At 58.4% G+C, this 25,547-nt stretch carries 19 protein-coding genes; 8 read left to right on the top strand and 11 right to left on the bottom strand.

The features are described from left to right. The first annotated feature begins 194 nt into the window (after positions 1 to 194). Positions 195 to 560, top strand: a complete 366-nt coding sequence (locus AR456_RS06115; protein WP_021820485.1) for a RidA family protein — start codon at positions 195 to 197, stop codon at positions 558 to 560. A 51-nt stretch (positions 561 to 611) separates the two neighbouring features. Here the strand turns inward: AR456_RS06115 and AR456_RS06110 are convergent, their stop codons facing one another. Both AR456_RS06110 and pdxB read right to left on the bottom strand, forming a co-directional pair. Further along, positions 612 to 1,259 carry a Vat family streptogramin A O-acetyltransferase gene (locus tag AR456_RS06110; protein ID WP_021820484.1) on the bottom strand — a complete coding sequence of 216 codons (648 nt, stop codon included), beginning with the start codon at positions 1,257 to 1,259 and terminating at the stop codon, positions 612 to 614. A 33-nt stretch (positions 1,260 to 1,292) separates the two neighbouring features. Continuing rightward, positions 1,293 to 2,456: a 4-phosphoerythronate dehydrogenase PdxB gene (gene pdxB / locus AR456_RS06105; protein ID WP_021820483.1), complete on the bottom strand. Its 1,164-nt coding sequence runs from the start codon at positions 2,454 to 2,456 to the stop codon at positions 1,293 to 1,295. Positions 2,457 to 2,672: 216 nt separating this feature from the next. Here pdxB and AR456_RS06100 point away from each other — a divergent pair, with 216 nt between their 5' ends. Then, positions 2,673 to 2,954 carry a hypothetical protein gene (locus tag AR456_RS06100; RefSeq protein ID WP_021820482.1) on the top strand — a complete coding sequence of 94 codons (282 nt, stop codon included), beginning with the start codon at positions 2,673 to 2,675 and terminating at the stop codon, positions 2,952 to 2,954. 82 nt (positions 2,955 to 3,036) lie between these two features. Then, positions 3,037 to 3,930 carry a KPN_02809 family neutral zinc metallopeptidase gene (gene ypfJ / locus AR456_RS06095; protein ID WP_021820481.1) on the top strand — a complete coding sequence of 298 codons (894 nt, stop codon included), beginning with the start codon at positions 3,037 to 3,039 and terminating at the stop codon, positions 3,928 to 3,930. A gap of 21 nt (positions 3,931 to 3,951) precedes the next feature. On the opposite strand, the gene AR456_RS06090 is transcribed toward ypfJ, so the two are convergent. Beyond that, positions 3,952 to 4,317 carry a glutaredoxin family protein gene (locus AR456_RS06090; RefSeq protein WP_021820480.1) on the bottom strand — a complete coding sequence of 122 codons (366 nt, stop codon included), beginning with the start codon at positions 4,315 to 4,317 and terminating at the stop codon, positions 3,952 to 3,954. Then, entirely contained in the window at positions 4,314 to 6,605 is a 2,292-nt protein-coding gene (gene rlmKL, locus AR456_RS06085) for a bifunctional 23S rRNA (guanine(2069)-N(7))-methyltransferase RlmK/23S rRNA (guanine(2445)-N(2))-methyltransferase RlmL (RefSeq protein WP_021820479.1), read from the bottom strand. The genes AR456_RS06090 and rlmKL overlap by 4 nt, the downstream gene beginning before the upstream one ends. Before the next feature lie 349 nt (positions 6,606 to 6,954). Between rlmKL and rmf the strand changes: the two genes are divergently transcribed. After that, positions 6,955 to 7,161 (top strand): ribosome modulation factor, encoded by a 207-nt coding sequence (gene rmf, locus AR456_RS06080; protein WP_021820478.1) that lies wholly within the window; start codon positions 6,955 to 6,957, stop codon positions 7,159 to 7,161. A gap of 142 nt (positions 7,162 to 7,303) precedes the next feature. Here the strand turns inward: rmf and AR456_RS06075 are convergent, their stop codons facing one another. After that, positions 7,304 to 8,323, bottom strand: coding sequence for a quinone-dependent dihydroorotate dehydrogenase (locus tag AR456_RS06075; protein WP_021820477.1), 1,020 nt, complete (start codon positions 8,321 to 8,323; stop codon positions 7,304 to 7,306). 281 nt (positions 8,324 to 8,604) lie between these two features. Here AR456_RS06075 and mgtE point away from each other — a divergent pair, with 281 nt between their 5' ends. Then, complete coding sequence (gene mgtE / locus AR456_RS06070; protein ID WP_021820476.1) at positions 8,605 to 9,957, top strand: magnesium transporter; 1,353 nt, start codon at positions 8,605 to 8,607, stop codon at positions 9,955 to 9,957. Between the two features lie 234 nt (positions 9,958 to 10,191). Continuing rightward, the gene (locus AR456_RS06065) at positions 10,192 to 10,563 is read left to right on the top strand and encodes a hypothetical protein (RefSeq protein ID WP_021820475.1); all 372 of its coding nucleotides are present in this window, start codon (positions 10,192 to 10,194) and stop codon (positions 10,561 to 10,563) included. Positions 10,564 to 10,731: 168 nt separating this feature from the next. On the opposite strand, the gene AR456_RS06060 is transcribed toward AR456_RS06065, so the two are convergent. The 4 genes from AR456_RS06060 to AR456_RS06045 form a co-directional block, all read right to left on the bottom strand. Then, positions 10,732 to 15,582 carry an NAD-glutamate dehydrogenase gene (locus AR456_RS06060; protein ID WP_021820474.1) on the bottom strand — a complete coding sequence of 1,617 codons (4,851 nt, stop codon included), beginning with the start codon at positions 15,580 to 15,582 and terminating at the stop codon, positions 10,732 to 10,734. 196 nt (positions 15,583 to 15,778) lie between these two features. Next, positions 15,779 to 16,882, bottom strand: coding sequence for a tRNA (uridine(54)-C5)-methyltransferase TrmA (gene trmA / locus AR456_RS06055; RefSeq protein WP_021820473.1), 1,104 nt, complete (start codon positions 16,880 to 16,882; stop codon positions 15,779 to 15,781). A gap of 47 nt (positions 16,883 to 16,929) precedes the next feature. Further along, entirely contained in the window at positions 16,930 to 17,712 is a 783-nt protein-coding gene (gene murI / locus AR456_RS06050) for a glutamate racemase (RefSeq protein ID WP_021820472.1), read from the bottom strand. A gap of 386 nt (positions 17,713 to 18,098) precedes the next feature. Continuing rightward, a complete protein-coding gene (locus AR456_RS06045; protein WP_031208613.1) occupies positions 18,099 to 18,653 on the bottom strand; it encodes a hemerythrin domain-containing protein in 555 nt (184 codons plus the stop codon). A 220-nt stretch (positions 18,654 to 18,873) separates the two neighbouring features. Here AR456_RS06045 and AR456_RS06040 point away from each other — a divergent pair, with 220 nt between their 5' ends. Beyond that, complete coding sequence (locus tag AR456_RS06040) at positions 18,874 to 20,220, top strand: replication-associated recombination protein A (protein ID WP_021820470.1); 1,347 nt, start codon at positions 18,874 to 18,876, stop codon at positions 20,218 to 20,220. Positions 20,221 to 20,342: 122 nt separating this feature from the next. Here AR456_RS06040 and lolA read toward each other — a convergent pair whose 3' ends face one another. Beyond that, positions 20,343 to 20,993 carry an outer membrane lipoprotein periplasmic chaperone LolA gene (gene lolA, locus AR456_RS06035; protein WP_021820469.1) on the bottom strand — a complete coding sequence of 217 codons (651 nt, stop codon included), beginning with the start codon at positions 20,991 to 20,993 and terminating at the stop codon, positions 20,343 to 20,345. 173 nt (positions 20,994 to 21,166) lie between these two features. Next, positions 21,167 to 24,673, bottom strand: coding sequence for a DNA translocase FtsK (locus tag AR456_RS06030; RefSeq protein ID WP_021820468.1), 3,507 nt, complete (start codon positions 24,671 to 24,673; stop codon positions 21,167 to 21,169). A 133-nt stretch (positions 24,674 to 24,806) separates the two neighbouring features. Between AR456_RS06030 and aat the strand changes: the two genes are divergently transcribed. After that, positions 24,807 to 25,532 (top strand): leucyl/phenylalanyl-tRNA--protein transferase, encoded by a 726-nt coding sequence (gene aat, locus AR456_RS06025; protein WP_021820467.1) that lies wholly within the window; start codon positions 24,807 to 24,809, stop codon positions 25,530 to 25,532. The last annotated feature ends 15 nt before the right edge of the window (positions 25,533 to 25,547 follow it).

Here is a 25,547-nt window from a genome sequence, read left to right as displayed (position 1 = left end):
CAGCGCGGGGGCACACCAGCAACGAGTATCAGGCTGCGAGCCGAGAGCTGACAAGCGCTGCATTGGCGCTCGCAGGAAGCCGGGCCGGGGGGCGGGGGTTACTTCCCTCTTTCCTCTTCCCTCTTCCCTCTTGGAACTTACAGCCTATAACACTCCGAACTGCTCTTCCCCCTGGTCCTGAAACGGAATCCCCCATGAACATCCATAGAATCAACCCGACCAAACGCTGGTCCGATGCCACGGTATTCAATGGCATTGCCCACTTCGTCGAAGTGGCTGAATCCGACACCAGTGCCGATATCAAGGGCCAGGTCGCACAGATCTTCGACCAGGCCGAACAGAGTCTGGCTACGGTGGACAGTGACAGAAGTCGAATCCTGTCGGTGACCATTTACGTCACTGACTTCGCCAATTTCGATGCGCTCAATGAGGTCTGGGATGAGTGGTTCCCGGATGGTTCTGCGCCCAGTAGAGCATGCGTCAAGGCCGAGCTGGCCAACCCACAATTGCTGGTGGAAATGGCCTTTGTCGCCGCCGCTGGAGAGCGCTTCCAGTCCTGATGCTTGCAGTCCACGATGGCGGGCCGAGCAGTGGCTCGGTCCAGCCTGCTTCTAGTCCTGTTCGTGCTCAGCTACCGCACGCAACACCTCGATATCAGCACCAACGATCACATCAAGATGTTGAGTGATACGCTCGGCACTCCAATCCCACCAAGCGATATCCAACAATGCGGTAATGGTCGTCTCATCGAAGCGATAGCGAATGATTCGTGCCGGATTGCCACCCACTACGCTATAGGGTGGCACATCGCTGGTCACCACCGATTGGCTGGCGATGATCGCGCCACTTCCGACCTTGATACCGGGCATGATGGTCGCTTCCAGGCCGATCCACACATCGTTGCCGATCTCGGTATCGCCCTTGTAAGGGAGGTCACCATCGCCTGGCATGACCTTTTCCCACCCCTGAGCAAATATCTGGAAGGGATAGGTGGAGAGTCCGGACACCTTGTGATTGGCGCCGTTCATGATGAACTGTACGTCCCTGGCGATGGCGCAGAACCTGCCAATGATCAGCCGATCTCCCAGGAACGAGAAATGATAGAGCACATTGTTCTCGAAGCACTCCGGTCCTTCCGGATCGTCGTAGTAGGTGTAATCGCCTACGAGGATGTTGTCGCGGGTAATGAAGTTCTTCAGAAACCCCACCTGCGGAAACCCCTTCATCGGCTCTCGGTCATCAGGGTTCGGTCCTTGCATTGACAGCTCCTTATCTCCGCCACCGAACGGCGCTCATGTGTTGTTGACGACAGCAAATCCAGCACCGGACAACCCGCACGCCAGCTCGGAGGCTGCCGGACTCAGCGCCACGGTCAATGTGGCGAATTCACGGCGCAGCGGGTAGTTGGCACGGCAGGCATCGAAGCCCTGAGCCGAATGCTCGCCACGCAAGGCTCCCACCAAACGATCATGATCGCGACGCGGATCGTAGACCGCTCGCATGCAGAGTCGCATTGCCTCCTCCGGCGTCAATCCGGCATCCAACTCCACGCGTTGGAGAGCTGCTGGCGGTGTCAGGTCTGCCATGGTCACCAATGCTTCGCGCCCCAGGTGGTCAACCAGCTGTTGATAGATCTGATGAGTTCCGCGCAGCTTGCCTTCCAGGCTATGCCCGGCGATATGTGGCGTGGCCAGATCGATCATCGCCGCCAGCTGCGTATCGATACCAGGTTCGTTCTCCCAGACATCCAGTAGCACATTGATATCGCCCTTCTCGACCAGACGGCGCTTGAGCGCCTGACCATCGATACAATCACCACGTCCGGCGTTGATCAGCACTGTAGCGGGGCGAAGCGCCTGAACGCGCCGCTCATCGAGCAGGTGATGCGTGGCGTGCAGGCCATCACGTACCAAAGGCGTATGCAGGCACAACACATCACATTCGGCAATCAGCTCGTCCAGCGCGCGGAAAGGCAGCTCAGGCTGCTGCTCAAGGCGCGGGGGGTCGCAACACCATACGGCAATACCCATGGACTCGAGCCGTGCGGCCAGGCGCCCCCCGACGTTTCCGGCACCAACAACGCCGACACGCTTTGTGGAGAGACGCTCCCCGCGTCTCTCCATAGCGAGCAACAGCGATGAGAGCACATAGTCGACCACCGGCTCGGCGTTGCAACCCGGTGCACTGGCAAAACGAATACCATGCGCTGCGAGCGCCGCCTGATCGACATGATCGGTACCGATGGTGCAGGTGCCGACAAAGGAAAGTGGTGACCCCTGACGTTTCGCCTCGTCAATGGTCGAGGCATCAAGCTGAGTTATCGAGCGGATGACCAGTGCATCGATATCGACAAGCGCATCGGCATCGATCTCACGGCCTGGCTGACGCTGCACTTCACCAAGCGGAGCGAAACAGGCATCACAAGCCGGAACATTGGCGTCAACGAGAATCTTCATGCAACTCCCTGGCTATCGTCATGGCGTTTTCATGTACGCGGTTTTGTCCCTGTACATGGTTTTTTCTATATTCATCGCTGATCGCAACCGACATGGCCTTTCGCCGTATTACCGTAGATAGGCCTGCGGGCGATTTGCCGAAACGGCTCAACAGCTTACAATAGCGCCATCATAACTCCACCAACGCCATAATCAGACTGTAGATCAGGAGCCGCCGTGATCGTTCGCTGGGAAACCGAACATGACTATGTCCTCGTGCATATCCACCAGGACATGTTCGGCGACTGGATCTTCAGCCGTGCCTGGGGGCAGATTGGCACTCAATTCGGGGGCCTCAAACACCGTCTCGCTGATGATCATGAGCAGGCCCTGATGTGGTTGGAAGATGAATCCACCATCCAGAATTCCCGTGGATTTCACAAGGTACTGGAAGCCGATGACCATAGCCCCGAAGGACAGGAGGCCATGGGCCAACTATCGCTATTGGACGGCCTGTAGCCCCCATAGCGGAGTATAATGTCCTTGGGGATATCGCCTCTGGCTTTATCTCCCGGATTTGATTCGAACCAGGGAGAACGCCATGCGTTGGCAGGGAAGACGACGAAGTCAGAATGTTGAAGACCGGCGAGGACAACAACCTCAAGCCGCCAGTGCCGGAGGCGGAGCCATCATGCTCCTGCTGCGTTTTCTGCCCATGTTGTTACGCAGCAAGTTGGGCAGGATCGTACTTGTCGTTGGTGTAGTCGCGTTTATTGGCGCGCGCATGATGGGCATCGACCTGCTGTCATTGGGCCAGCAAGGGGGAACCATTCAACGTGACTCATTGAACGCCGAACAACAGGAGATGGTCGATTTCGTGTCGGTGGTACTGGCCGATACCGAGGATACCTGGCAGGCAACGTTTGAATCGCTCGGCCAGACCTATCAGGAACCCACACTGGTGCTGTTTTCCGGCATGGTGCAGTCGGCCTGTGGCACGGCAAGCTCGGCAGCGGGACCTTTCTACTGTCCTGCCGATCAACAGCTGTACCTCGACCTGTCGTTCTTTCAGCAACTGCAACAACGCCACGGTGCACCAGGCGACTTTGCTCAAGCCTACGTGATCGCTCACGAAGTCGGCCACCATGTGCAGAACCTGCTGGGCATCAGCCAACGTGTGCATGAGCTGAGTAGCGGTCGCTCTGAGGCTGAAGTCAACGAACTCTCTGTACGTCAGGAGCTGCAAGCCGACTGCTTTGCCGGTATGTGGGGACACGCTGCCAACGTCGAACGCCAGATGCTCGAGTCCGGCGATCTTGAGGAAGCCATGGTGGCAGCCTCAGCCATCGGCGACGATACGCTGCAGCGCGAAGCCGGTCAGGCAGTGGTGCCTGACAGCTTTACCCATGGCACCTCTGCCCAGCGCATGCAGTGGTTCCGCCGCGGCTTCGAAAACGGCTCTCTGGGCGCTTGCGATACTTTCAGCAGCCTCTGAGAGCCTCGAGTCAGCCCATCATCAGGAGCCTGGTCCCAACGTCCTCCTGCCCCCGGCTCCCCGGCCTGTAAACGTCGGGGAGTCAGAATCGACCTCATCCGCGCTGGTGAAGCTCTCCAACTCCGCCAGCGCCTGATCATCCAACCAGCCCTGCTGACGCAGCCAGCACGCCACCTCGGCGACGCTTACGTTGCCTTCCAGTACTTCCACGCCCCGCACATCGATCAACACCGGGATACGAGTGCCATAGCGCGCCAACAGGGCCTCGTCATCGACGATCTCGATATGCTCGAAGCGCAGATCAGCCTTCGACAAGCGTGCCACCAGGGCCTCCATCTGCTCACACAGATGGCAACCCAGTGTGGTGTAGATGCGTAGTACGATCACGCACCGCTCCGATGACGAACGAGGAAGCAGTGATGCAAGTCCGGGCGACGATTGAAGTCCGGGTCGAAGGTCTGCTTCGAGATGTCCTTGATCTCGAACTCCTCGGCCAGACCAGCATCGATCTGGAAGCGACGCTGGTTGTTGGAAAATACCAGGGTGCCATCGGTCGCCAGACGCCGCATCGCCAGACGCACGAGTCGCGGATGGTCACGCTGGATGTCGAGGGTATCGTCCATCTTCTTCGAATTGGAGAAGGTTGGCGGATCCATGAAGATCAGATCGAACTCGCTTCCGGCCGTCTCCAGCCAACGCAGGCAGTCGTCACGCACCACTCGATGGCGTGATGGGTCCAGGCGATTGAGTTCAAAGTTGTCACGTGCCCAATCCAGGTAGGTGTTCGACATATCGACACTGACACTGTCGCTGGCGCCGCCCTGCTCTGCCGTGCCGAGAGCTGCATGTACCGTGGCACTGGCGGTATAGCAGAACAGGTTGAGGAAGCGCTTACCCGGCGCCATCTCGGCCAGCATCCGCCTGACCGGACGGTGATCGAGGAACAGTCCGGTATCCAGATAATCGTGCAGATTGACCCACAGACGCGCACGGCCTTCCCGAATCTCGAAACGCTGACCACTGGCACCGTGCTTCTGGTACTGGGACTTGCCCTGCTGACGTTGACGACGCTTGATGACCACCCTGGAAGGATCGACCTCGAGTACCTCAGGAATCACTTCCAATGCGTCAAACAGGCGCTTCTGAGCCTGAGCTGCGTCGATCGACCTGGGGGCGGCATATTCCTGAACATGCACATGGTCACCGTAGACATCGATGGCCAGCGCATACTCCGGCATATCGGCGTCATACAACCGATAACAGCTCTCTCCGCTGCGCTTGAGCCACTTGCGCAACTTGCGCGCATTCTTCTCGAGCCGGTTGGCGAACATCTGTGCCCCGGACGAACGCGGTGCACGCATCTGCTGCTCTGTCTCACCCACCTGCTCGGCGTTACCAGCGTGCTTTGCTTCGCTCACATGTTCCGATGCTCTTTCCGGCGCCCCGGCATCACGGCCTTCTCCAGCCTGCGGTTTCTCGGTTGCTCCAGCGTCGCGCGTCACAGCGCCGATGTCCATCAACAACAAGCGTGCATCGAGCGGGCCATTCTTGAGCGCATACTGCTTGTGCGCTCGCATGCCGAGGCGGTGGCCAAGGTCAGGATTACCGGTGAACATCGCCAGGCGCCAGCCCTGGAACTCGGCCTTGAGGCGCAGGCCAAGATCACCGTAGAGACGCACCAGTTCCGGCAGTTCACCGATACGTTCGCCGTATGGCGGGTTGGTAATCACCAACCCGGGTTCCTGCGGGTTGAGGACGCGAGGACGCGACAATCTGGCGACACTGCCGCCCTGGAATGTCATCAGCGCCGGAATACCGGCACGCATGGCATTAGAGTTGGCAGCCGTCAACGCTGGCGGGCTCTGATCAAAACCGAACAGCAGCGACTGGCAACGCTTGCGCCCGATACTGGCGCGCGCCAGAGCTTCACGCTTCAACTCCGCCCAGCACGCGATATCGTGCTGCGCCCAGCCATGCAGCCCGAAACGCTCGCGACTGAGGTTCGGGGCAATATCTGCCGCCATCAACCCCGCTTCGATCAACAGTGTGCCGGAGCCACACATCGGATCGACCAATGGTGCGTTGCGTCGCGCCATCTCGGGCCAACCGGCGCGCACCAGCAACGCCGCGGCGAGGTTTTCCTTGAGCGGAGCATGCCCGGTATCGCGACGATAGCCGCGACGATGCAGGCTCTCACCGGAAAGATCGATACCCAGGATCAAGCGGCCACGATGCAGATGAGCATAGAGGCGTAGATCCGGCTCACGGGTATCGATATTGGGCCTGGACGCACCATCGGCCAGCAAACGATCCACCACGCCGTCCTTGACCGTCTGAGCACCGAAGCGAGTGTGACGGATTTCTTCCGACCGGCCATGAAAGTCGACGGCCATGGTCGCGGTGGAAGGCAGATGTTGCTTCCAGTCAATTGCGGCGGCCGCATCATGCAACTGAGCTGGCGTCTCGATACCCTCGACCCTGGCCACGCAGAGGATGACCCGATTGGCCAGGCGCGACCACAGGCAGGCACGATAGGCCGCTGTCAGGTCGGCCTCGGCATTGACGCCCGCCACCGTGGTCTTGCCAGGCTCCAGTCCCAGCTCGCCAAGCTCATCGGCGAGCAGCATCTCGATGCCTCGCGGACAGGTGACTAGAATGTCCAGCTTGTCATGCATCTGATTTTCCTAATTAATTCATTAATGGTAGCCAGAGCAAGGCGCCATGCCAGGGTGACGTGCATGTGAACAGGTTGTTACAAAACTGAGGTCGACAAACGGTCTCAGCCTGGGCTATCAATAGAACGGTAGCTACGAAATTCAACGCATGCGTCACTGTCATCAAGGCTTCATGCAGGTGCTGCTCGTGAGAGCCTGCACAGGGAAGACTTGGGCATCACAGGCTCGCCTTCCAACAAGCCTGAACCTGCATTCACTGATATAGAGATACAGACCTGTATCAATGCAGGATAGGGCAACATGGAATAGCGAGTCGGCATATCTGGTACCTTCTTCACGAGGTAGACCCATGAAACGACAGAAACGTGATCGCTTCCAGCGTGCATATGTACATGGTTACAAGGCAGGTGTCTCAGGCCGCTCTCGAGACGAATGCCCCAGCCAGGACATCAATCTACGCGAATACTGGATGAGCGGTTGGCGTGAAGGTCGTGGGGATCAATGGTCAGGATTGACCGGAGTCTCCGGAATCCACAAGAACCCCATGGTGATCTAACCCCCGGACGTGACGCGACACTTGAACATTGGTTATCAACAGGCGTCACAACCATCACCCGATGGTCCCGAACGAGCCCGTGGCTACCATGCCATGGGCTTTTTACTGCCAATTCCAGTCAATGACATCTACCTGCTTACCGTCAGCGTTTTGCTGCCCGCAGCGCCTCGGCACATTCCGCCACCAGCGCTGGCCCGCGATAAATGAAGCCGGAATACAGCTGCACCAGATCAGCCCCTGACTCCTGCTTGGATACCGCAGTCTGGCCGCTGTCGACACCGCCAACACCAATGATCGGCATTTGCGGCAAGGCCTTGCGCAATAATGCTATGACCCGGTTGGATGGCTCCAGCACCGGACATCCAGACAACCCGCCCTGCTCCTCGGCATTCTCAAGGCCAGCTACGGCATCCCGCGAAATGGTAGTGTTGGTGGCGATCACCGCATCAATCCCATTGCTCTGAAGGGATTCCGCCACCAGCCCGACTTCCTCGGCGTCCATGTCTGGAGCGATCTTGACGGCAAGAGGCACCCGGCGGCCAGCACGCTGATCCAGACGACTACCGGCCTCTCGCAACCTACCAAGCAGCTCATCCAGGTGATCCCCAAACTGGAGATTACGCAGCCCCGGGGTATTCGGTGAGGAAATATTCACGGTCACATAGTGGGCATGCGCATGAACCCGCTCGAGACAATAGAGATAGTCATCCACGGCATTCTCGACAGCCGTGGTCAGGTTCTTGCCGATATTGATGCCGATGACACCACGGTAACGACTGGCCTTGACCTGCTCGACCAGGTGGTCCACACCGAGGTTGTTGAATCCCATGCGGTTGATGATGGCACCACGCTCCGGCACGCGAAATAGCCGTGGCCTTGGGTTACCGGCTTGAGCGCGTGGCGTCACGGTGCCAACTTCGACAAAACCGAAACCCAACGCGCCCAAAGCATCGAGATGGTCCGCATTCTTGTCGAGCCCCGCGGCCAGACCAATGCGGTTGGGAAAGCTCAACCCCATCACTTCTACGGGGTTATCGATGGGTTTACCGACCAGTAGACTAGTCAGACGCAGGCGCTCTATCCAATCCAGAGAGGCCAGGGAGAGACCATGGGCAACCTCGGCATCCAACCGAAACAACAGCGAACGGGCAAGATCGTACATGGTATCTCCGGCAGCAGGGAAAAATCGGCCGCGAGTATACCGTAGCCGCAGGCAAACCATGAAATGAATGTGTCCAGGGAGAACCGGCAGGCGATGAGCAGTATCAGCGCACCACTATGCCAGATCGGGTATCTCGACCTGCTTGAGTGAGCTTTCTGATGCACTGCTGAGCCATATGTCTATTCTTCCTTGCTGTTTATGATCTACTAGGAAAATCACTACCAGGGATACTCCCCACGAAGCAGGATCTTCGGGGGAACCAACGCCGGGAGGACGTGGGTATGACGGAAATTACTGAAACATTCGAGAGCCAGCTGTCACGTATCCACAAGGCCCTGGATGAAGACCTCAACAGCGAGGTCAGCGAGATTCTTGAGGATCTCGAGCCCGCCGAAGTTGCCCTGCTGCTTGAGTCGTTACCGCTGGGTGAACGGATCAAGCTATGGGAGCAGGTACCTGCCGAGGACGACGGTGAAGTCCTGCTGCATGTGCATGACGAAGTGCGTAGCACCCTGCTCAAGGACATGGATCCCGAAGAGATCGTTGCCGCGACGGCCAGCCTGGACACGGCTGACCTCGCAGAGCTGTTCGAGGACCTGCCGAAGCAGGTTGCCGAAGACATGCTGCTCTCCATGGATGAACTGCAGCGTACGCGCCTTCAGGAAACCCTTGCGTTCGAGGAAGACAGCGCCGGTCGCCTCATGCGCACCGACTCCATCGGTGTGCGCGCCGACGTCACCCTCGAGACAGTACAACGCTTTCTGCGCTGGAAGGAATCGATCCCCGACAATACCGACAGCCTGATGGTGGTCGACCGCAACGGCATGTTCATGGGTGTCCTGCCTCTTGCACGTCTGGTTTCCAACGATCAGGAAACCAGTGTTGTAGAGTTGATGGATGCCGATGTCGACGTTATCCAGATGGATATGAAGTCACGAGACGTGGCGACGCTGTTCCAGACTCATGACCTGACTTCTGCGCCAGTGGTGGACAATGACGGCATGCTGCTCGGGCGTATTGTCATCGACGATATCGTCGACGTTATCCGTGATGACTCCGAGCAGGCATTGATGAACATGGCCGGTCTCGATGAGGAAGAGGACCTGTTTGCTCCAGTGCTGCCAAGCGCCAAGCGACGTGGAGTCTGGCTGGGCATCAACCTGCTCACTGCCTTTCTTGCCGCCTGGGTCATCGGTCAGTTCGAGGATGTACTGTCGAAGATCGTCGCTCTGGCCGTGCTGATGCCGATTGTCGCCAGCATGGGCGGAATCGCCGGTAGCCAGACGCTGACCTTGACCATCCGCGGCCTCGCGCTGGGGCAGATCAGTCGTACCAACAGCAGTTGGCTGCTGCGCAAGGAAGTCGGGATTGCCGTACTCAATGGCCTGGCCTGGGCCGTGGTCGTGGCCGCCATTGCCATGCTCTGGTTCAAGAGCCTGCCCATAGGCATGATCATCGGTGCCGCCCTGATCATCAATATGCTGGCTGCAGGTCTGTGCGGCATCGTGATACCGCTGGTTCTGAAACGCATGAACATCGATCCGGCCCTATCAGGGTCGGTAATTCTGACCACAGTAACCGATGTGGTAGGTTTCATGTCATTTCTGGGGTTGGCGACCATATTTCTTCTATAGGCACATCCTTGCTTATTTCCTCATGGCGGCCCCACAGGCCGCCTTTTTCATGTCCCCGAATGCTGCGCCCTCGGATTCCCAGGACGGCGCCACGGCACTCATTTCGTCTGCATCAAGCGACACTATCGTCGGGAATCGTCCACTCTTGTGCGATTCTGACGTTCGCTTAGCATGTCTCCATGCCCTCGGAGCCAGTGCCGAGAAGTTTCACTTGCGAAGTGAAGGAGATGCTTCATGAATATGTCCCCACGCACACTACTGTTTACTCTTGGTGCAACTGCCGGTCTGGCACTTGCTGGCTGCAGCAGCAACAGCGCATCCCTGGAAATGAGCGCCACTGATTACGTCGTGACTGGCCTCGGTGACAGCCGCCAGGAAGCCCTCGACATGGCCAAGGAGCGCGCCCTCGAACAATGTGAGGCTCAAAGCCGCGATCAGTTCGTGATCCAGGACCAGCAGGTTCTCGATCCCAATTCCAGTGAAGAAAAGCGCGCCAGCGCGGAAGCCATGGTCCAGGGTGGTACAGTCACTGCCGATACCGACCTCAATGTGCTAAACGACGATGGTGACAGCTACAAGGCGATCTGGACCATCAGTTGCCGCTGATCAGTTGCCGTTGATAGGCGCAGCAGCAAAACCGGGTACATGAAAAAGGGGGCCAAGAGGCCCCCTGATCATTGCGGTCAAACTATTTATCGCGGTCAAACCATTCACTGCAGTGAAACTATTGCAGTAAAACTACTGCAATAAAACTACGGCGTTCGTTTCCAGACCTTACGATTCACGATTACTCTCGGCAAGGTCAACCAACTCACGTACCGCGACAGCAAACAGCGGGAATCCCCCTTGATTGCCACCACTGCCGACCTGCTCCAGCAGCTTGCACCAACGCTGATGCATGACGACATGGTACTCCAGCCACTGATCCACCCGCGCAGAAATATCACGTGAACCACCTTCCATCTGCAGAATACTGGCGGTCACCGCCATCTGCTGACGCTCGATATCATCACGGTAGGTTTCACGCGCCTGGGCTTGCCAGCTGTCCTTGACAGGTAAGGCATTAACCTGCTGAACCATCCACGGAAGTTCCAGACGAGCGCCGATTTCATAATAGACCTCGGCTACACGCTGTGGCTTCTCGTTGACCTGACGCGCAGTCTGGATAATCCCCAGGGCAGCATACAGGCTACCGGCGGCGGCAACAGTATTGGCCAGAGCCTCCGGGACACCGGCATCGGTCAACTCACGACGACGCGTTTCCCAGGTCTCCAGATCCTCTCCACGCAGGCGACTGCCAATCTTCTCCTGCAGTTGGGCGATACGCGGTGCAAAGTAATCAATGCAGTCAGTAGCGCTCCCCATCGTAGTGCGATGACGCAGGAACCAGCGTGTTGCTCGGCGGATCATGCGCATCAGATCAAGCATCATTGAATACTGGACGCCGGTCGCTACCTTGTTGTCCAGTGCCTCGATCTGATCCCACAGCCGCGGCAGTTGGAAGCAGTCGCGAGCGATCACATAAGCATGCGCAATATCAGCACGCCCCATACCCGTCGAATCAATCAAGCGACGGACGAAGACGATGCCCATATGGTCTACCAGGTCGTTGGCCAACTGGGTGGCAACGATCTCGCGCTTCAAGCGATGGTTGTATACCTGATCATGGTAGCGATCGATCAGCACGCTGGGGAAGACCCGCTCGACATGCTGCATGACCAGCGGATCATCCGGCACCTCGGAGGCGATCAGGTCGCCCTTGAGCGTGCTCTTGGCGTAGCTGACCAACACCGACAGTTCAGGTAACGTCATGCCCTGATCGTTGGCGGCACGCTCCTGCAACTCCTCGTCACTAGGCAGGAACTCCAGTTCACGGTCGATCTGCCCCGCAGCTTCCAACTCGCTGATGAAGCGACGGTAGGGCCCGATGCCCTGATGCGACAGCAGTTCGGACAGGTCCAGAGCCTGGGTCTGACGGTAGTTGTCGAGCAGCACCAGATCGCCGACTTCCTCGGTCATTTCTGCCAGCAGCAGATTGCGCTGCTTGTCGGTCATATCACCATTGGCAACAACTTCGTCGATGAGGATCTTGATGTTGACCTCATGGTCGGAGCAGTTCACTCCGCCAGCGTTGTCGATGAAGTCGGTATTGACGCGGATACCCTTCGCCGCAGCCTCCATTCGACCACGCTGGGTCAGGCCGAGGTTACCGCCCTCACCCACCACACGGCAGTTCAGATCGCGACCATTGATACGCAACGCATCGTTGGCCTTGTCCCCCACGTCGGTGTCGGTCTCTTCACTGCTCTTGACGTAGGTACCGATACCACCGTTCCAGATCAGATCGACCTCGGAACGCAGCATCGCCTGAATCAGGTCGTTGGGTGCGAGGTGATCCTCGCTGATAGCGAAGCGCTGCTTCATCTGCGGCGAAATGCTGACCGACTTGGCGGCACGCGAGAAGATGCCACCACCTTCCGACATCAGCTCGCGATTGTAGTCTTCCCAACTGGAGCGTGGCATGTCGAACAGTCGCTTGCGTTCAGCGAAGTTGGCTGCCGCATCGACTGGATCCGGGTCAACGAAGATATGCAGATGGTTGAAGGCCCCCACCAGACGAATGGTCTCGGACAGCAGCATGCCGTTACCGAATACATCGCCGGCCATGTCCCCGATCCCCACCACGGTGAACTCGTCTGTCTGGGTGTTGATGCCTAGCCCACGGAAATGGCGCTTGACCGATTCCCATGCCCCCTTGGCAGTGATACCCATCTTCTTGTGGTCGTAGCCGTTGGCACCACCGGAAGCAAACGCATCCCCCAACCAATGGCCATACTCAACGGAAATGGCATTGGCAATATCGGAGAAGGTCGCAGTGCCCTTGTCGGCAGCAACCACCAGGTAGGGATCATTCTCGTCGTGACGTACCACGTTCTTCGGCGGCACCACCTCACCACCGACCAGATTATCGGTGACATCAAGCAGTGCCCGAATGAATATCTGGTAACAGGCGATACCTTCCTTCTGTGTCGTTTCGCGATCCGCGCCATCCGGCATGCGCTTGCAGACAAAACCACCCTTGGCGCCAACCGGCACGATCACCGAGTTCTTGACCTGCTGCGCCTTGACCAGGCCCAGCACTTCGGTGCGGAAATCCTCGAGACGATCCGACCAGCGCAGTCCGCCACGTGCAACCTTGCCACCGCGTAGATGAACCCCCTCGAGGCGTGGCGAGCAGACGAATATCTCGAACATCGGGCGCGGCTTGGGTATGCCGGTTACCTTCGACGGTTGCAACTTGATGGACAGATAGTCCTTATAGCTACCGTCCTCGGCACGCTGGTAATAGTTGGTACGCAACGTTGCCTGAATCAGCTCGACATAACGGCGCAACAGACGATCATCATTGAGGCTGGCAACATCATCCAGCATGCCGTGAATACGCTCGACACAAGCATCGATCTCACTGTCAGCCGGGCGCTCCTCTGGATCAAAGCGCAGCTCGAAAAGTGTCACCAACTCACGGGTGATATGCGGATAGGCCACCAGCGCATTGGCGATGAACTCCTGAGAGATGCCGAAGCGAATCTGCTTCAGGTAGCGGGCATAAGCGCGCAACATCGCGACTTCACGCCAGCCGAGATTGGCACCGATAACCAGGCGGTTGAAGCGATCGTTATCAGCCTCTCCAGCCCAGATGCGTTGGAAGGCATCAATAAAGGTCTCGCGCATCTCCTGCAGATTGACCTCGGTCGCCGTATGGTGCTCGAGGTCGAAATCATGAATCCAGTAATTTCGCTCCTCCGCTTCAACGCAATACGGGCGCTCGCCCAGTACGCGCAGGCCGAGGTTTTCCATCATCGGCAGAACATCCGACAGAGGAATGCCGGTGTCCTTGTGGAACAGCTTGAGGTTGACGCCACTTCCCTCTTCCTCGACGAGACGATAGAGCGACAACGACAATGAACTGCCACTATCCAGCTCACCGATGTGCTGCAGGTCATAGACTGCGGTACGCGCGCTGAAGTCCTCGCGATAGCTGGCCGGGAAGGCATCGCGGAAGTCACGTAGTACCAGGTTGGCATGCTCTTCGCCAAAGCCCTCGATTGCCGCGTTGAGAAGATCATCGCGCCAGTTGCGTGCAAGGCGAGCGAGCTTGGTTTCCAGCGCCTTGATGTCATACTCGACCGGCTTGTCGCCGTTGAAGCGCAGAATGAACTGAATGCGCGCCAGTACCGATTCCGAAAGGTGAGTATTGAAGTCACCGAAGCTGGCGTCGAACTCCTCGCAGAGCAGCTCCTGAATCCGGATTCGCAACTCGGTGGAGAACACGTCGCGCGGTACGAATACCAGACAGGAATAGAACTTGCCGCAACGATCCTCGCGGACAAACAGGCGCACCCGACGGCGTTCGCGAATATCGAGAATGCCGACAGCAGTCCTTGCCAGCTCCTCGGTATGAATCTGGAACAGATCGTCGCGGGGATAGACGTCAAGAATCTGGATCAGCTGCTTGCCGTTGTGCCCCTTGGGATTGAAGCCGGCAATCTCCATTACTGCCTTGAGCTTGCGACGCAACAGCGGCACATGACGCGGCGAGTCGTTGTAGACGCTGGCAGTAAACAGGCCGAGGAAGCGACGCTCACCGATGACATTACCCGCCTCATCGTAGCGGTCGACGGTGATGTAGTCCGGATAGGCAGGACGATAGACCCGCGCATGACGTGCGCTCTTGGCAAACGACAGCAGTTGCGGCACCAGCACATAGCGACCGTCCTCGAGGCCCTCATCGGTACGAATGCGCTGGCGATATTCATTGTCTTCGAGGCTCAACAGGCCAAGCTCACTGCCCTGGACCGTTACGAGTTTCTGCCTGGTACCACTGCCTTCTATGGTGAACTCGTCGTAACCAAGGAAGGTAAAGTTCTCCTGAAGCATCCACTCGAGGAACGCGATGGCTTCCTGGTGATCCTCTGCATTGATGTTGGCCGGACATGAGGCCTTGAGCTCATCAATGGAATCACTAACCTTCTGGCGCATGTCATGGAAGTCGCCGACTGCGGTACGTATCTCGCGCAGCACTTCCTGAATGCTGTCCTCGATGGCGGTGAGTTCCTCCGGATCGGAATGACGATCCACTTCGATGGCAATCAGAGACTCACGAGCCTCGGGAGCATCGGCATCTCGTGGTGAGGCCACGCGCGTAACACGATGCTGGGCATCACGCTCCACAGCCAACACCGAGTTGTGGATGGCATGCACGGTCATGCCACGTCGATTGAGCTCCATACGCACGGAGTTGACGAGGAACGGCATGTCGCGATGCAGGACGGCAACGAAGGTGTGCGTCGACTGCCATCCATGCTCCTCGAAGTCCGGGTTCATCACTCGGACCTTGGGCGCATCCGCATCGAACTGCTGAAGGAAGTGCCATACCGACAGCGTGGCACCGTAGAGGTCGTCCTGGCGCCGTTCAGCCAGATCCTCGAACGGCACTGAGGAATAGAACAAGCGGGTAAAATCAATAACCTGATCCGCTCTATCCTGTTCGAGGCGCCCCTGTAGACGCTCCTCGAGTTGGTTGAGAAGATCCTCGCGACTGTCATCCTGTGCGACGTGTAGCATCCTGACCTCTGCTGGCGGTAGTCATTTTGTTCATGACCTTGGTGTTGGGGTGCGTCCCCATGATCGCAATGGCTCAGCTTACGCCAATCCCGCGGCTCCACCCACTGACATGCCAGCCTTATCATGCTGTATGTCATCCCGGCATCGAGGCTTGACAATGTCGCTGGAATCCGCCGAAGCCATGGCCCACCTCAATTCAACGACGTTCCAGCAATACTCCACACTCACAATGATGGGTGAAGGGAAACTGGTCGAACAGGCCAAAACGCACGATACGATGGCTTGTTGTCAACTGATCGAGGTTCTCCGCCAGGCTATCAGGATTGCAGGAAATATACAGGATGCGGTCGTAGACACTGATCTGTGCACAACTGGCATCATCCAGGCCTGCCCTGGGCGGATCGACCAGAACTGTAGAGAAGTCATAGTCGTCCAGCCCCATCTCGTCCACTCTGCGCCCACCTTTGTCCCTTTTCAGCGCAGACGAGAAGTCCTCAGCGGACATTCTACTGACAAAGGCATTATCAACCTCATTACGCTCTAGATTGATGCGCGCGCTGGCAACCGAAGTGCGTGAAATCTCAGTGGCCAGCACTCTCCGGAAGTTCTCGGCCATCGCGATGGTGAAGTTTCCGTTGCCGCAATACAGCTCCACCAGGTCGCGGTCTTCACTACCGGCCGTGACTTCTCGCGCCCAGCTCAGCATCGACATACAGATACGCGCATTGGGTTGCGTGAAACTGTTCTCGACCTGCTGATAATGGAACTGACGCCCATCGACCTCGAGCTGCTCCCAGACATGATCACGCGTCAGCACAATGCGCTGCTTGCGTGAACGCCCGATAATCATGACGTCGAGTTGCTGCTCCAGTTCTCGCGCCAGCTGCTCCCAATCCTCTTCTAGAGGGCGGTGGTAGATCAGCGTGATCAGCGCCTCGCCCTTGAGGCTGGTAAGGAACTCGACCTGGAACAGCTTACGTCGCAAAACCGGCTGGTCGCGAATGGCATCGAGCAGCGCAGGCATCAATTCATTGATGCGCTCACTGGCGACATCATATTGATCCATGCGCCGCGGGCGCTTCTTCGTCGGATCGTTGGGGTCATCCTCGAACATCGCGTAGTAGAGATCATCGCCTTCATGCCAGATACGAAACTCGCAACGCTGACGGTAATGGGCAGGTGGTGATGGAAAGACTTCCAGCTCCGGCGGTGAGAAGCGAGCAAACTGACGGCGCAGGCGTTCGCTCTTGGTAGCAAGCAGTTCCTGGTAGCGTTCAACTTCAACAACGGGAATGGCCACAGCGGCTCCTGTGAAAACGAATGGCGGGAGTTCAGTGCCCCAGCGAGTCAGTCGGTAGTGGGATCCAGCAGATGGGGACAAGCAAAGCGGTAGGCGGAGAGGCCTCGGGTCAAGCCCTCATCCAGAGCGGTCACCATGGCCTGATCCGGAAGACTGCGTGGCGCGGGCTGACGAGCGACCTGGGCCGTACGACGGGCAATCGCCTCACCCGAATCCACCCAGTTGTAGTCCCCCGGCGCCGTAGCCACCAGAGCGTCACGCAGCAACGGAAAATGCGTACAGCCGAGTACCACAGTGTCGATCTCCGGATCTTCGGCCAACGGGGCCAGCGCCTCACGCAGTGCGCGCTCGTCGAGTGCTTCACCACGCACCCAGCACTCCGCCTGACGAACCAATGCATCCGCAGCGAGGCGGGTAACGCGACAGTGCGGTGCATAGCTGTTGATCAGGCGCTGGGTATAGGGTCGTGCCACCGTGGCACTGGTGGCCAGCAGGGCAAGATGCCCGGTCCGGCTGAGTTGAGCCGCGGGCTTGATCGCCGGCACGGTACCGACCACCGGGATATCGAGTCGAGCACGCAGCTCATCCAGCGCCAGGGTACTCGCCGTATTGCAGGCGATGACCAGGGTATCTGCCTCAACCTCAGCCACCGCTGCGGAGCACACCGCCATGATGCGTTCCACCAACCATCCATCGGCACGAGTACCGTAGGGCAGCATGGCGTTATCACAGCAATAGCCCAGCGCGGCTTCCGGCAAGCGCCGACGCAAGGCCGAGACCACGGAAAGCCCACCAACCCCTGAGTCAAATACCAGGATCGGCCCAGCCACTAGCAGCCCTCCGCCATTTGCCATATCAAGGCGAGAGGCAGAGGCTGAGGCGCAAGCAACCTCGACCCGGAACTCTCCGCACCGGATAGGCAAACACCGGAACACTCGGCTCCGGACGAACGAAGGGTAAGCAAGGAAAGCTGCACAGACATGAATGACGCCACCAGGATATTGGGCGCCATTCTAACCCACATCCAGTCCAGCTCACATCCTGTCAAGCTCACATCCTGTCAAGCTCACATCCGTACCGACGCCCACAGGCGTCGGTACGCACCATCCTCGGGCCCGGTCCATCCATCAGGCCCGACACCATCAGCTCCAGTGATGACATACACCCCGACATATCCTCCAACACCCCTCATCCACGAGTATCATCAGGAAGAGGATCAGGCAGGAAGAGGATCAGAGTTGGTGTTGTCACGTAGTTCCGCATATAGCTCGGGATAGGCACCCTGCAGACGTTCCAACTCCGCCGTAGCATTGGCCGGCAGAGCATGAGAAAGACGCACGAGGTCTTCGTCCGAGAAATACTCGGAAATCAGCGGAAACAACTCTTCTCGCTCTTCTCGAAGATAATTTCGGTGACTCTCGAGATAATTCCGTAGATCGTCGGAGAATTGATCCATGGGAACGGCCACATCCATGAGAATCGCATCGATATCCCGTGACAACCGGTTGAGCCGAGCTTTCAACTGGCGATACTGGCCCGAAAGGCGCTCTGTCACCGTCTCGCTATGCGGCGCCATCTCCTTGAGACGTTCGGTGCAGATCTCTTCCAGAGGCAGTGTGAAGCCAGCCATGTAGTCGAGGATATAGTCCACCACCTCCCGTACCAATTGGAAATTGGGTCGTTCCCCTTCGGCGAGGGCCTTCTGCTTGAGTTGCAGAACGTGCAGTATGCGCGCCATGTTGGCATGATCCTGACGCAACTGTTTCAGCATGGGCATGGCAGAAACCTCCTGTGGTCAGCGCGGGCTGAAGACACCCTTTAGCTTTGACTGGCCTTCTCAGGTTCAGTTTCCGACGTTAACGCCGGAATGTATCAACCTAGTCGCTAATGGAGATTTCTGCCTGTCGATTTTATAGGCATAGAAAGTAATCTATCACTTACAACCAAAGGCTTAACGGCTGTAGCCCACACACCATGGGGAGCACACCAGAATGGACATGTTCGAACAAGCCCAGCAGCAGGACACAGCTCCCCTTGCATGGCGTATGCGACCTCGGCAATTGGTTGACTATGTCGGTCAGCAGGCGCTGGTTGGGCCAGGAAAGCCACTGCAACGCATGGTAGAAGCTGGCGAGGTCCGCTCGCTGATCCTGTGGGGACCGCCTGGTGTCGGCAAGACCACTCTGGCAGAGATCCTCGCCGATGCCTGCCAGGCTCGGCTGGAGCACCTGTCTGCGGTGATGGCCGGAGTCAAGGATATTCGCGAGGTGGTCGAACGCGCTCGTGTGGCTCAAGGCCAGAACCAGCGAACCGTGCTGTTTCTCGACGAGATCCACCGCCTCAACAAGAGCCAACAGGATGCACTGCTGCCGCATGTAGAGTCGGGGCTGCTGACCTTGATCGGCGCAACCACCGAGAATCCCTCCTTCGAGGTCAACTCCGCGCTACTTTCGCGCGCCAGGGTACACGTTCTCAAGGGGTTGAGCGAAGAAGATCTGGTCGACATCATGCAGCGTGCCCTCGATGACCCGGAGCACGGTCTGGGACAACGCCGTATACAGCTCGCCGAGGATGTATTGCCGATCCTCGCCCGTGCCGCTGCTGGTGATGCTCGGCGCGCCCTTGGTCTGCTCGAGACAGCCTGCGACTTCACTCAGCCCACTGACAATGGTGAGTTTCTCGACACCAGCGCGCTACAGGATGTCATCGGTCATACTGCCAGCGCCTTCGATAAGCAAGGTGACCACTACTACGATCTACTGTCGGCCATCCACAAATCGATACGATCCTCTCGTCAGGATGCCGCCCTACTCTACATCGCCCGTTTCATGCAGGGGGGAGGCGATCCGCTGGATGTGGTCCGACGCCTGGCAGCAATCGCCTCGGAGGACGTGGGTAACACCGATCCACGGGCCCTGCCGCTGGTAATGGCCGCCTGGGATGCCTACCTGCGTCTGGGAGACTACGAAGGCCAGCGCGCCATCGCTCATGCCGCTATCCATCTCGCGATAGCTCCCAAGAGCAATGCCATCGACCAGGCCTGGAAAAAGGCTCAGCAGTTCGTTGCCAGCCAGCCGAGTCTGGAAGTGCCTCAGTACCTTCGCAACGCCCCGACCCGCCTGATGGAGTCACTGGGCCACGGTGAAGGCTACCGTTATGCTCACAACGAACCCAATGGCTATCCAGCCGGCCAGGCCCACGACTGTTGGCCGGAAGACATACCGGCCCAGAACTTCTACACACCAACCGCCTTTGGCCAGGAGGAACGCTTTGCACGCATGATGGCATGGCGCTCCCAGCTCGATGCTGAAGCCGACGACACCTCGAGCGACCAATAACCATCCGACCGGAGCAAGCACCGACTGCTTGCGGCCACCCCAGCCATTGTCCCCACCCACAAACGACAACGCCCCCGGCCTTGACCAGGGGCGTTGTCATGTACTGCGTAGGCCTCAAGCGTTTACTGGGCTGCTTGAGCACCATCGCGGATCACGTCGGTATCCGCAGGTAGATCGATACTGAAATGGGAGTTGTCGACGTTGCCATTCTGCTCAACGTTGTCGAAAGAAATGGCAGTACGCTGCCCGGTGCTGTCGGTCATCTGCAGGAAGCCCAGCTGCTCACTGTAGAAAGTCAGCCGAAGCTCCTCGAACAGCGTATCCGGCGACTTGGGCACCAGTGTAAAGGTTTCGGCCGTCCCCTGCTGAGAGCTGGATACGTCATAGTTCTCGGTCAGATCACTGGAACTGCCTGACAGCAGCAGGGCCGGAGTGTGGGTCACTCGCTGATCCAGTGGCTGTACGGTGGCCTGCTGCAGGTCTGGATCATATAACGTCACTTCGTCGCCATCAGACACCACGATCTGCTCATAAGGTGCCTCGACCTCCCAGCGAAACTTACCGGGGCGCGACAACCACATATGGCCCTGAGCTTCCTGCAGGCGCTGACCGCTACCATCCAGTATCTGCTGCTCGAAATCGGCAGAATACGTCTGCAGCGGGCTGAGCATGCGGCTGAGGCGCTCTGCTCCGTCGGCCAGGGCTGTGGCGGGAATCAGCAAGGCAGCCCCCAGCACGGCAATGCTACTGGTCAGTGTACGGCTCAATCGCATGTCATCTCTCCGTGAGATTCAGTGTTTCCGTAAGTCTTCAATTCCGTAAGACTTCAGTGTGGCGAACAAGTTGCGCTCACCACAGCTATCTGGTGCGGGTTGCATGGTGATTGCATGCTGGACAACAAGTGTCGCGAAAAAGAGACGCTTATTGTCCAGCAGAAAGGTCGAGGTCAGCCCCCTACCGGCGGCGGTGCCAGCACTTCACGACCACCGTTGCTGCCCATTGACGAGACCACACCAGCCGCTTCCATCGATTCAACCAGGCGTGCAGCACGGTTATAGCCAATCTTGAAGCGACGCTGTACGGCAGAAATCGACGCACGACGGGTTTCCGTCACGAAAGCTACCGCTTCGTCATACAAGGCATCCTGCTCAGCATCGCCATCATCGCTTCCCTCGGCCTCAAGGCCGGTCAGCGCATCCGCCGAAACACCCCCAGACAGAATTTCCTCAACGAACTGAGGTTCGCCACGACGCTTCCAGTCTTCCACCACCCGATGCACTTCATCATCATCGACAAAGGCACCATGCACTCGCGTCGGCTGGCCGGAACCAGCAGGCAGGTACAACATGTCGCCGTGGCCCAGCAGGTTTTCAGCACCGCCCTGGTCGAGGATGGTGCGCGAATCGATCCGTGAAGACACCTGGAAGGCCATCCGCGTGGGAATGTTGGCCTTGATCAAGCCTGTTACCACATCCACCGAGGGACGCTGAGTGGCGAGCACCAGGTGAATACCAGCAGCTCGCGCCTTTTGCGCCAGTCGTGCAATCAGTTCCTCGACCTTCTTGCCGACAATCATGAACATATCGGCAAATTCGTCGATCACCACCACGATATACGGCAGCTTCTCGAGTACCGGCGGCGTCTGGTGCATTTCCCAGGGCTGGGGTTCCCACAGCGGGTCGGCCACCTGAGCACCGGCTCGCTCGGCCTCATCCAACTTGCTGTTGAAGCCAGCAATGTTACGTACGCCCATTGCGGCCATCAGCTTGTAACGACGTTCCATCTCGGCAACACACCAACGCAGGGCGTTGGCGGCTTCCTTCATATCGGTAACCACCGGTGCCAGCAGATGAGGTATGCCATCGTAGACCGACAGCTCGAGCATCTTGGGGTCAACCATGATCAGGCGAAGCTCAGCAGGCGTGGCCTTGAGCAACATGGAAATCAGCATCGCATTGACACCCACCGACTTACCCGAACCGGTGGTACCGGCGACCAACACGTGCGGCATCTTGCCGAGGTTGGCGACAACCGGGGCTCCGCCGATGTCCTGCCCGAGCGCCATCGTCAATCCCGAGGCTTCGTGCTGATAGCGGTCAGAGTCGATAACTTCGCGCAGGCGAATCATGGCGCGATTGGGGTTGGGAATCTCGATACCGACAGTAGGACGCCCCGGAATCACCTCGACCACTCGTACGCTCTTGACCATCAACGAACGTGCGAGATCCTTGGCCAGATTGCTGATCTTCGAAACCTTCACCCCGGCAGCGGGCTTGATCTCGAAGCGTGTGATCACCGGTCCCGGCCAGGTATCAACCACTTCAGCCTTGACGCCATACTCGCGCAGACGCATCTCCAGCAGCTCGGCCATATCGGCAAGCTGCTGCTCGGTATAGTTGGGCTGGTGCGGTTCCGGCGGTGTCAGCAAGCGCAAGCTGGGCAATTCACCATCCGGCTCAGGAAGATCGTCAAACCCTGGACGCTGACTCTGCAAATGCTCCACCGTCCACAAGGTTGGACCACCGCTATCCGCAGCTTCACGGCCCTGTTCGGCAGTCGCCACTCGTCCTTCCTGCGGCGGGGTGCCAGTCTGCTGCCCCGGTACAGGCACCGATTGAGCGCCCTGCAGAGGAGAGTGATGTGCTGACGGTGAACTCTGCTGAGATGTCGGTTGCGGTGAGGATGTGGACTGCCCTGCTCCGCTCCCTGCAACCGGGCGCGGAGCCTCATGAGCGCCTGCCAACAATGAAGCCCCCGCTCCGACACCGGCTGCCAGTGCACCACCATCATCAGGTAATACCGGCTCGGGGATTTCCTCTGCACGACGCTCGTTATGAGACGGCTCAACGGCGAAGGGAGTCGCATCCACCCCATCCGACTGCAGACTGTCTTCTGGAGATGGTGGCGACACACCCGCAGCAGGCTGACCATCAGTGTCTGAGCGCGTCGAGGCATCATGATCACTGGTCGGCAAAGCCACAGAACCAGCCGTCACCGGCGGAGTAGTTGTCGGTGAGGCCGCTACGCTTTCCGCCTGAGGCGGGTGTGCAGGCGTAGTCGACGTCGAGCCGTGGCCAGCCTCAGGTGTCGGTGGTGCAGGCGGCACATCCGCGGTTGGCGCACTGCTGGACGGCGGCTCAGCAGCAGCTGGCCCACGCACAGGTTGTGGCTCCAGGCGCAGGACCGGAGTCTCAGGCTTCTTCTGCTCCGACTCGCTGGAGTGAGATGCTGCTGTCTGGGGCGGGGCAGATGAACGCTGTGACGTCAGAGTATCCGGCTCATTGCGCTCAGCACGCAATGAGATGGTCGGCGAGCGCTCACCAGCAGCAGAAGCCGTCGGTGCGCCACTGGGCTGAGGCTTCTGTGTGAAGGCACTTCCCAGCGTCGGTTCGCGCGATTCGCGGGTTGTGCGCTCCAACCGCTCGGTATAGGCAGCGCCAGCCTGTTTTGCCGAGGGCGTCTCTTCGGGAACATGCCACGGGATATCGTCGCGATTCTCGAGTCCCATACCAGGCTCTCGACGCGCCGAATCGGATGCAGGTTCATCGTCCACCGATTTGCGGCGCATGCTCGGAACAAGACGTTGCCACCAGCGAGGAGATGCTTCCTCAGGCTCCTGCACACCGCTCTCGGACTCTTGCACACCGCTGCCGCTGGCCTTGCCTGAGGTATTCGCAGATGAGGCCTTGCCCAGGTCCGGAGCGCTGGTGCGTGTCTTGCCATTCTGTTGCGCTTCATCCTTGCTGTCACTGGAGCTGGGCGAGAAACGGCTACGCACATGGCCAACAGCCTGCAGAACACGATGACCTACTTCATCCAGCACACTCAGCCAGGACAGCCCCGTCAACAACGGTATACCGCACAGAATTCCAGCAATCGCCAACAGCCCCGTGCCACCGGTATTGAACGCCGGCTTCAGTGCAGCGACCAGCCCAAGCCCAAGGATTCCTCCAGCGGAATCCTGTATCGATGTATCAGCGCTATCGAAATACAGCGCCCCCAATGTCGTTGTGCCCAGTAACAGCAGAACCATGCCACCGCAACGTACAGCAAACGAGGTGGTATCCCAGTCAAAACGCACCTGGCGCGAGCGGATCAACCACCAGGCCGCAAAACCAAGCATACCTGGCCACCACAGAGCGCTGGCACCAAACAGGGAGTACAACACATCGGAGATCCAGGCTCCGGCAGAGCCCATCCAGTTAGCCACTTCGGTTTCTGGTCCGCTGTATGACCAACCCGGATCTTCTCGAGTAAAGCTGAACAGCGCCAGTAACAGGAATACACAGGCGGCCAGCAGTACAATGATCACACCTTCCCTGGCAGAGCCGTGAAGACGCAGCCCGACCTTGCGAGCCGTCTCCCGAGCGGCGGCTGCCTTGGCCCGCGATGTTGCGGATTTCTTGTTGGCACTCAAACAGCCTTCCCCTTGCGCCTCGAGGGCGTCTTCCATCCTACTCATTGCGGGCTATGATACCGAGCCAACCGCCTGGGTTATAGGCCCGAGCCCTTTCAACTTGTGCACAGCCAAGGCTGTGGTCAAAATCCACAGCAGTTATAACATTCTGGAACGGCAAGGAAAGTTGATGCTTCCATGGCTCCCCGCATTTCCCATTCAATTCCCTGCGGTATCCGAGGCTCTCGACGACCCTGACGGCCTACTGGCTGCAGGTGGCGACCTGACCCCCGAATGGCTGGTGGCTGCCTATCGCCGCGGGATATTTCCCTGGTACAGCGATGATCAACCGATCCTGTGGTGGAGCCCTCAACCGAGGATGGTACTCTTTCCGGACGAGTTGCACGTGCGGCGCAGCCTGGCCAAGAGAATTCGCAATGCCGGCTTCCAGGTGACCGTCGACCAGGCCTTTGCGGACGTCATTCAATCATGCGCCGAATCACGCAAGGGCAGCCCTGGCACCTGGATTACCGATGAAATGCGTGAAGCATACTGCCACTTGCACAGTGAAGGTATCGCTCATTCCGTCGAAGTCTGGCATGAAGGCTCTCTGGTAGGAGGCCTCTATGGTATTGCTCTCGGTCCAGTATTCTTTGGCGAGTCAATGTTCTCACATATTGCGGATTCCTCGAAGGTTGCTCTAGTACATCTCGCCCGAGGCATGGCGTCGTCCGGCGGCAAACTGATCGACTGTCAGATGCATACGCCCCACCTGGCCAGCCTGGGTGCTCGAGGTATCGCCCGAACCGCTTTCATCAGCTATCTTGAGAAGTGGTTCAATGGTCGCCCGGATCGTGAAATCCTGACTCCCGAGTGGTCCTTCGAGTCTACAGGGAAAGTGGCCTGGGCCACGTGAATCCGGCGCCAACGA

Source organism: Halomonas huangheensis, assembly GCF_001431725.1.
Lineage (GTDB): Bacteria > Pseudomonadota > Gammaproteobacteria > Pseudomonadales > Halomonadaceae > Halomonas > Halomonas huangheensis.
Note: the sequence above shows the minus strand (reverse complement) of the source record. Positions and strands in the feature narration are given on the sequence as shown.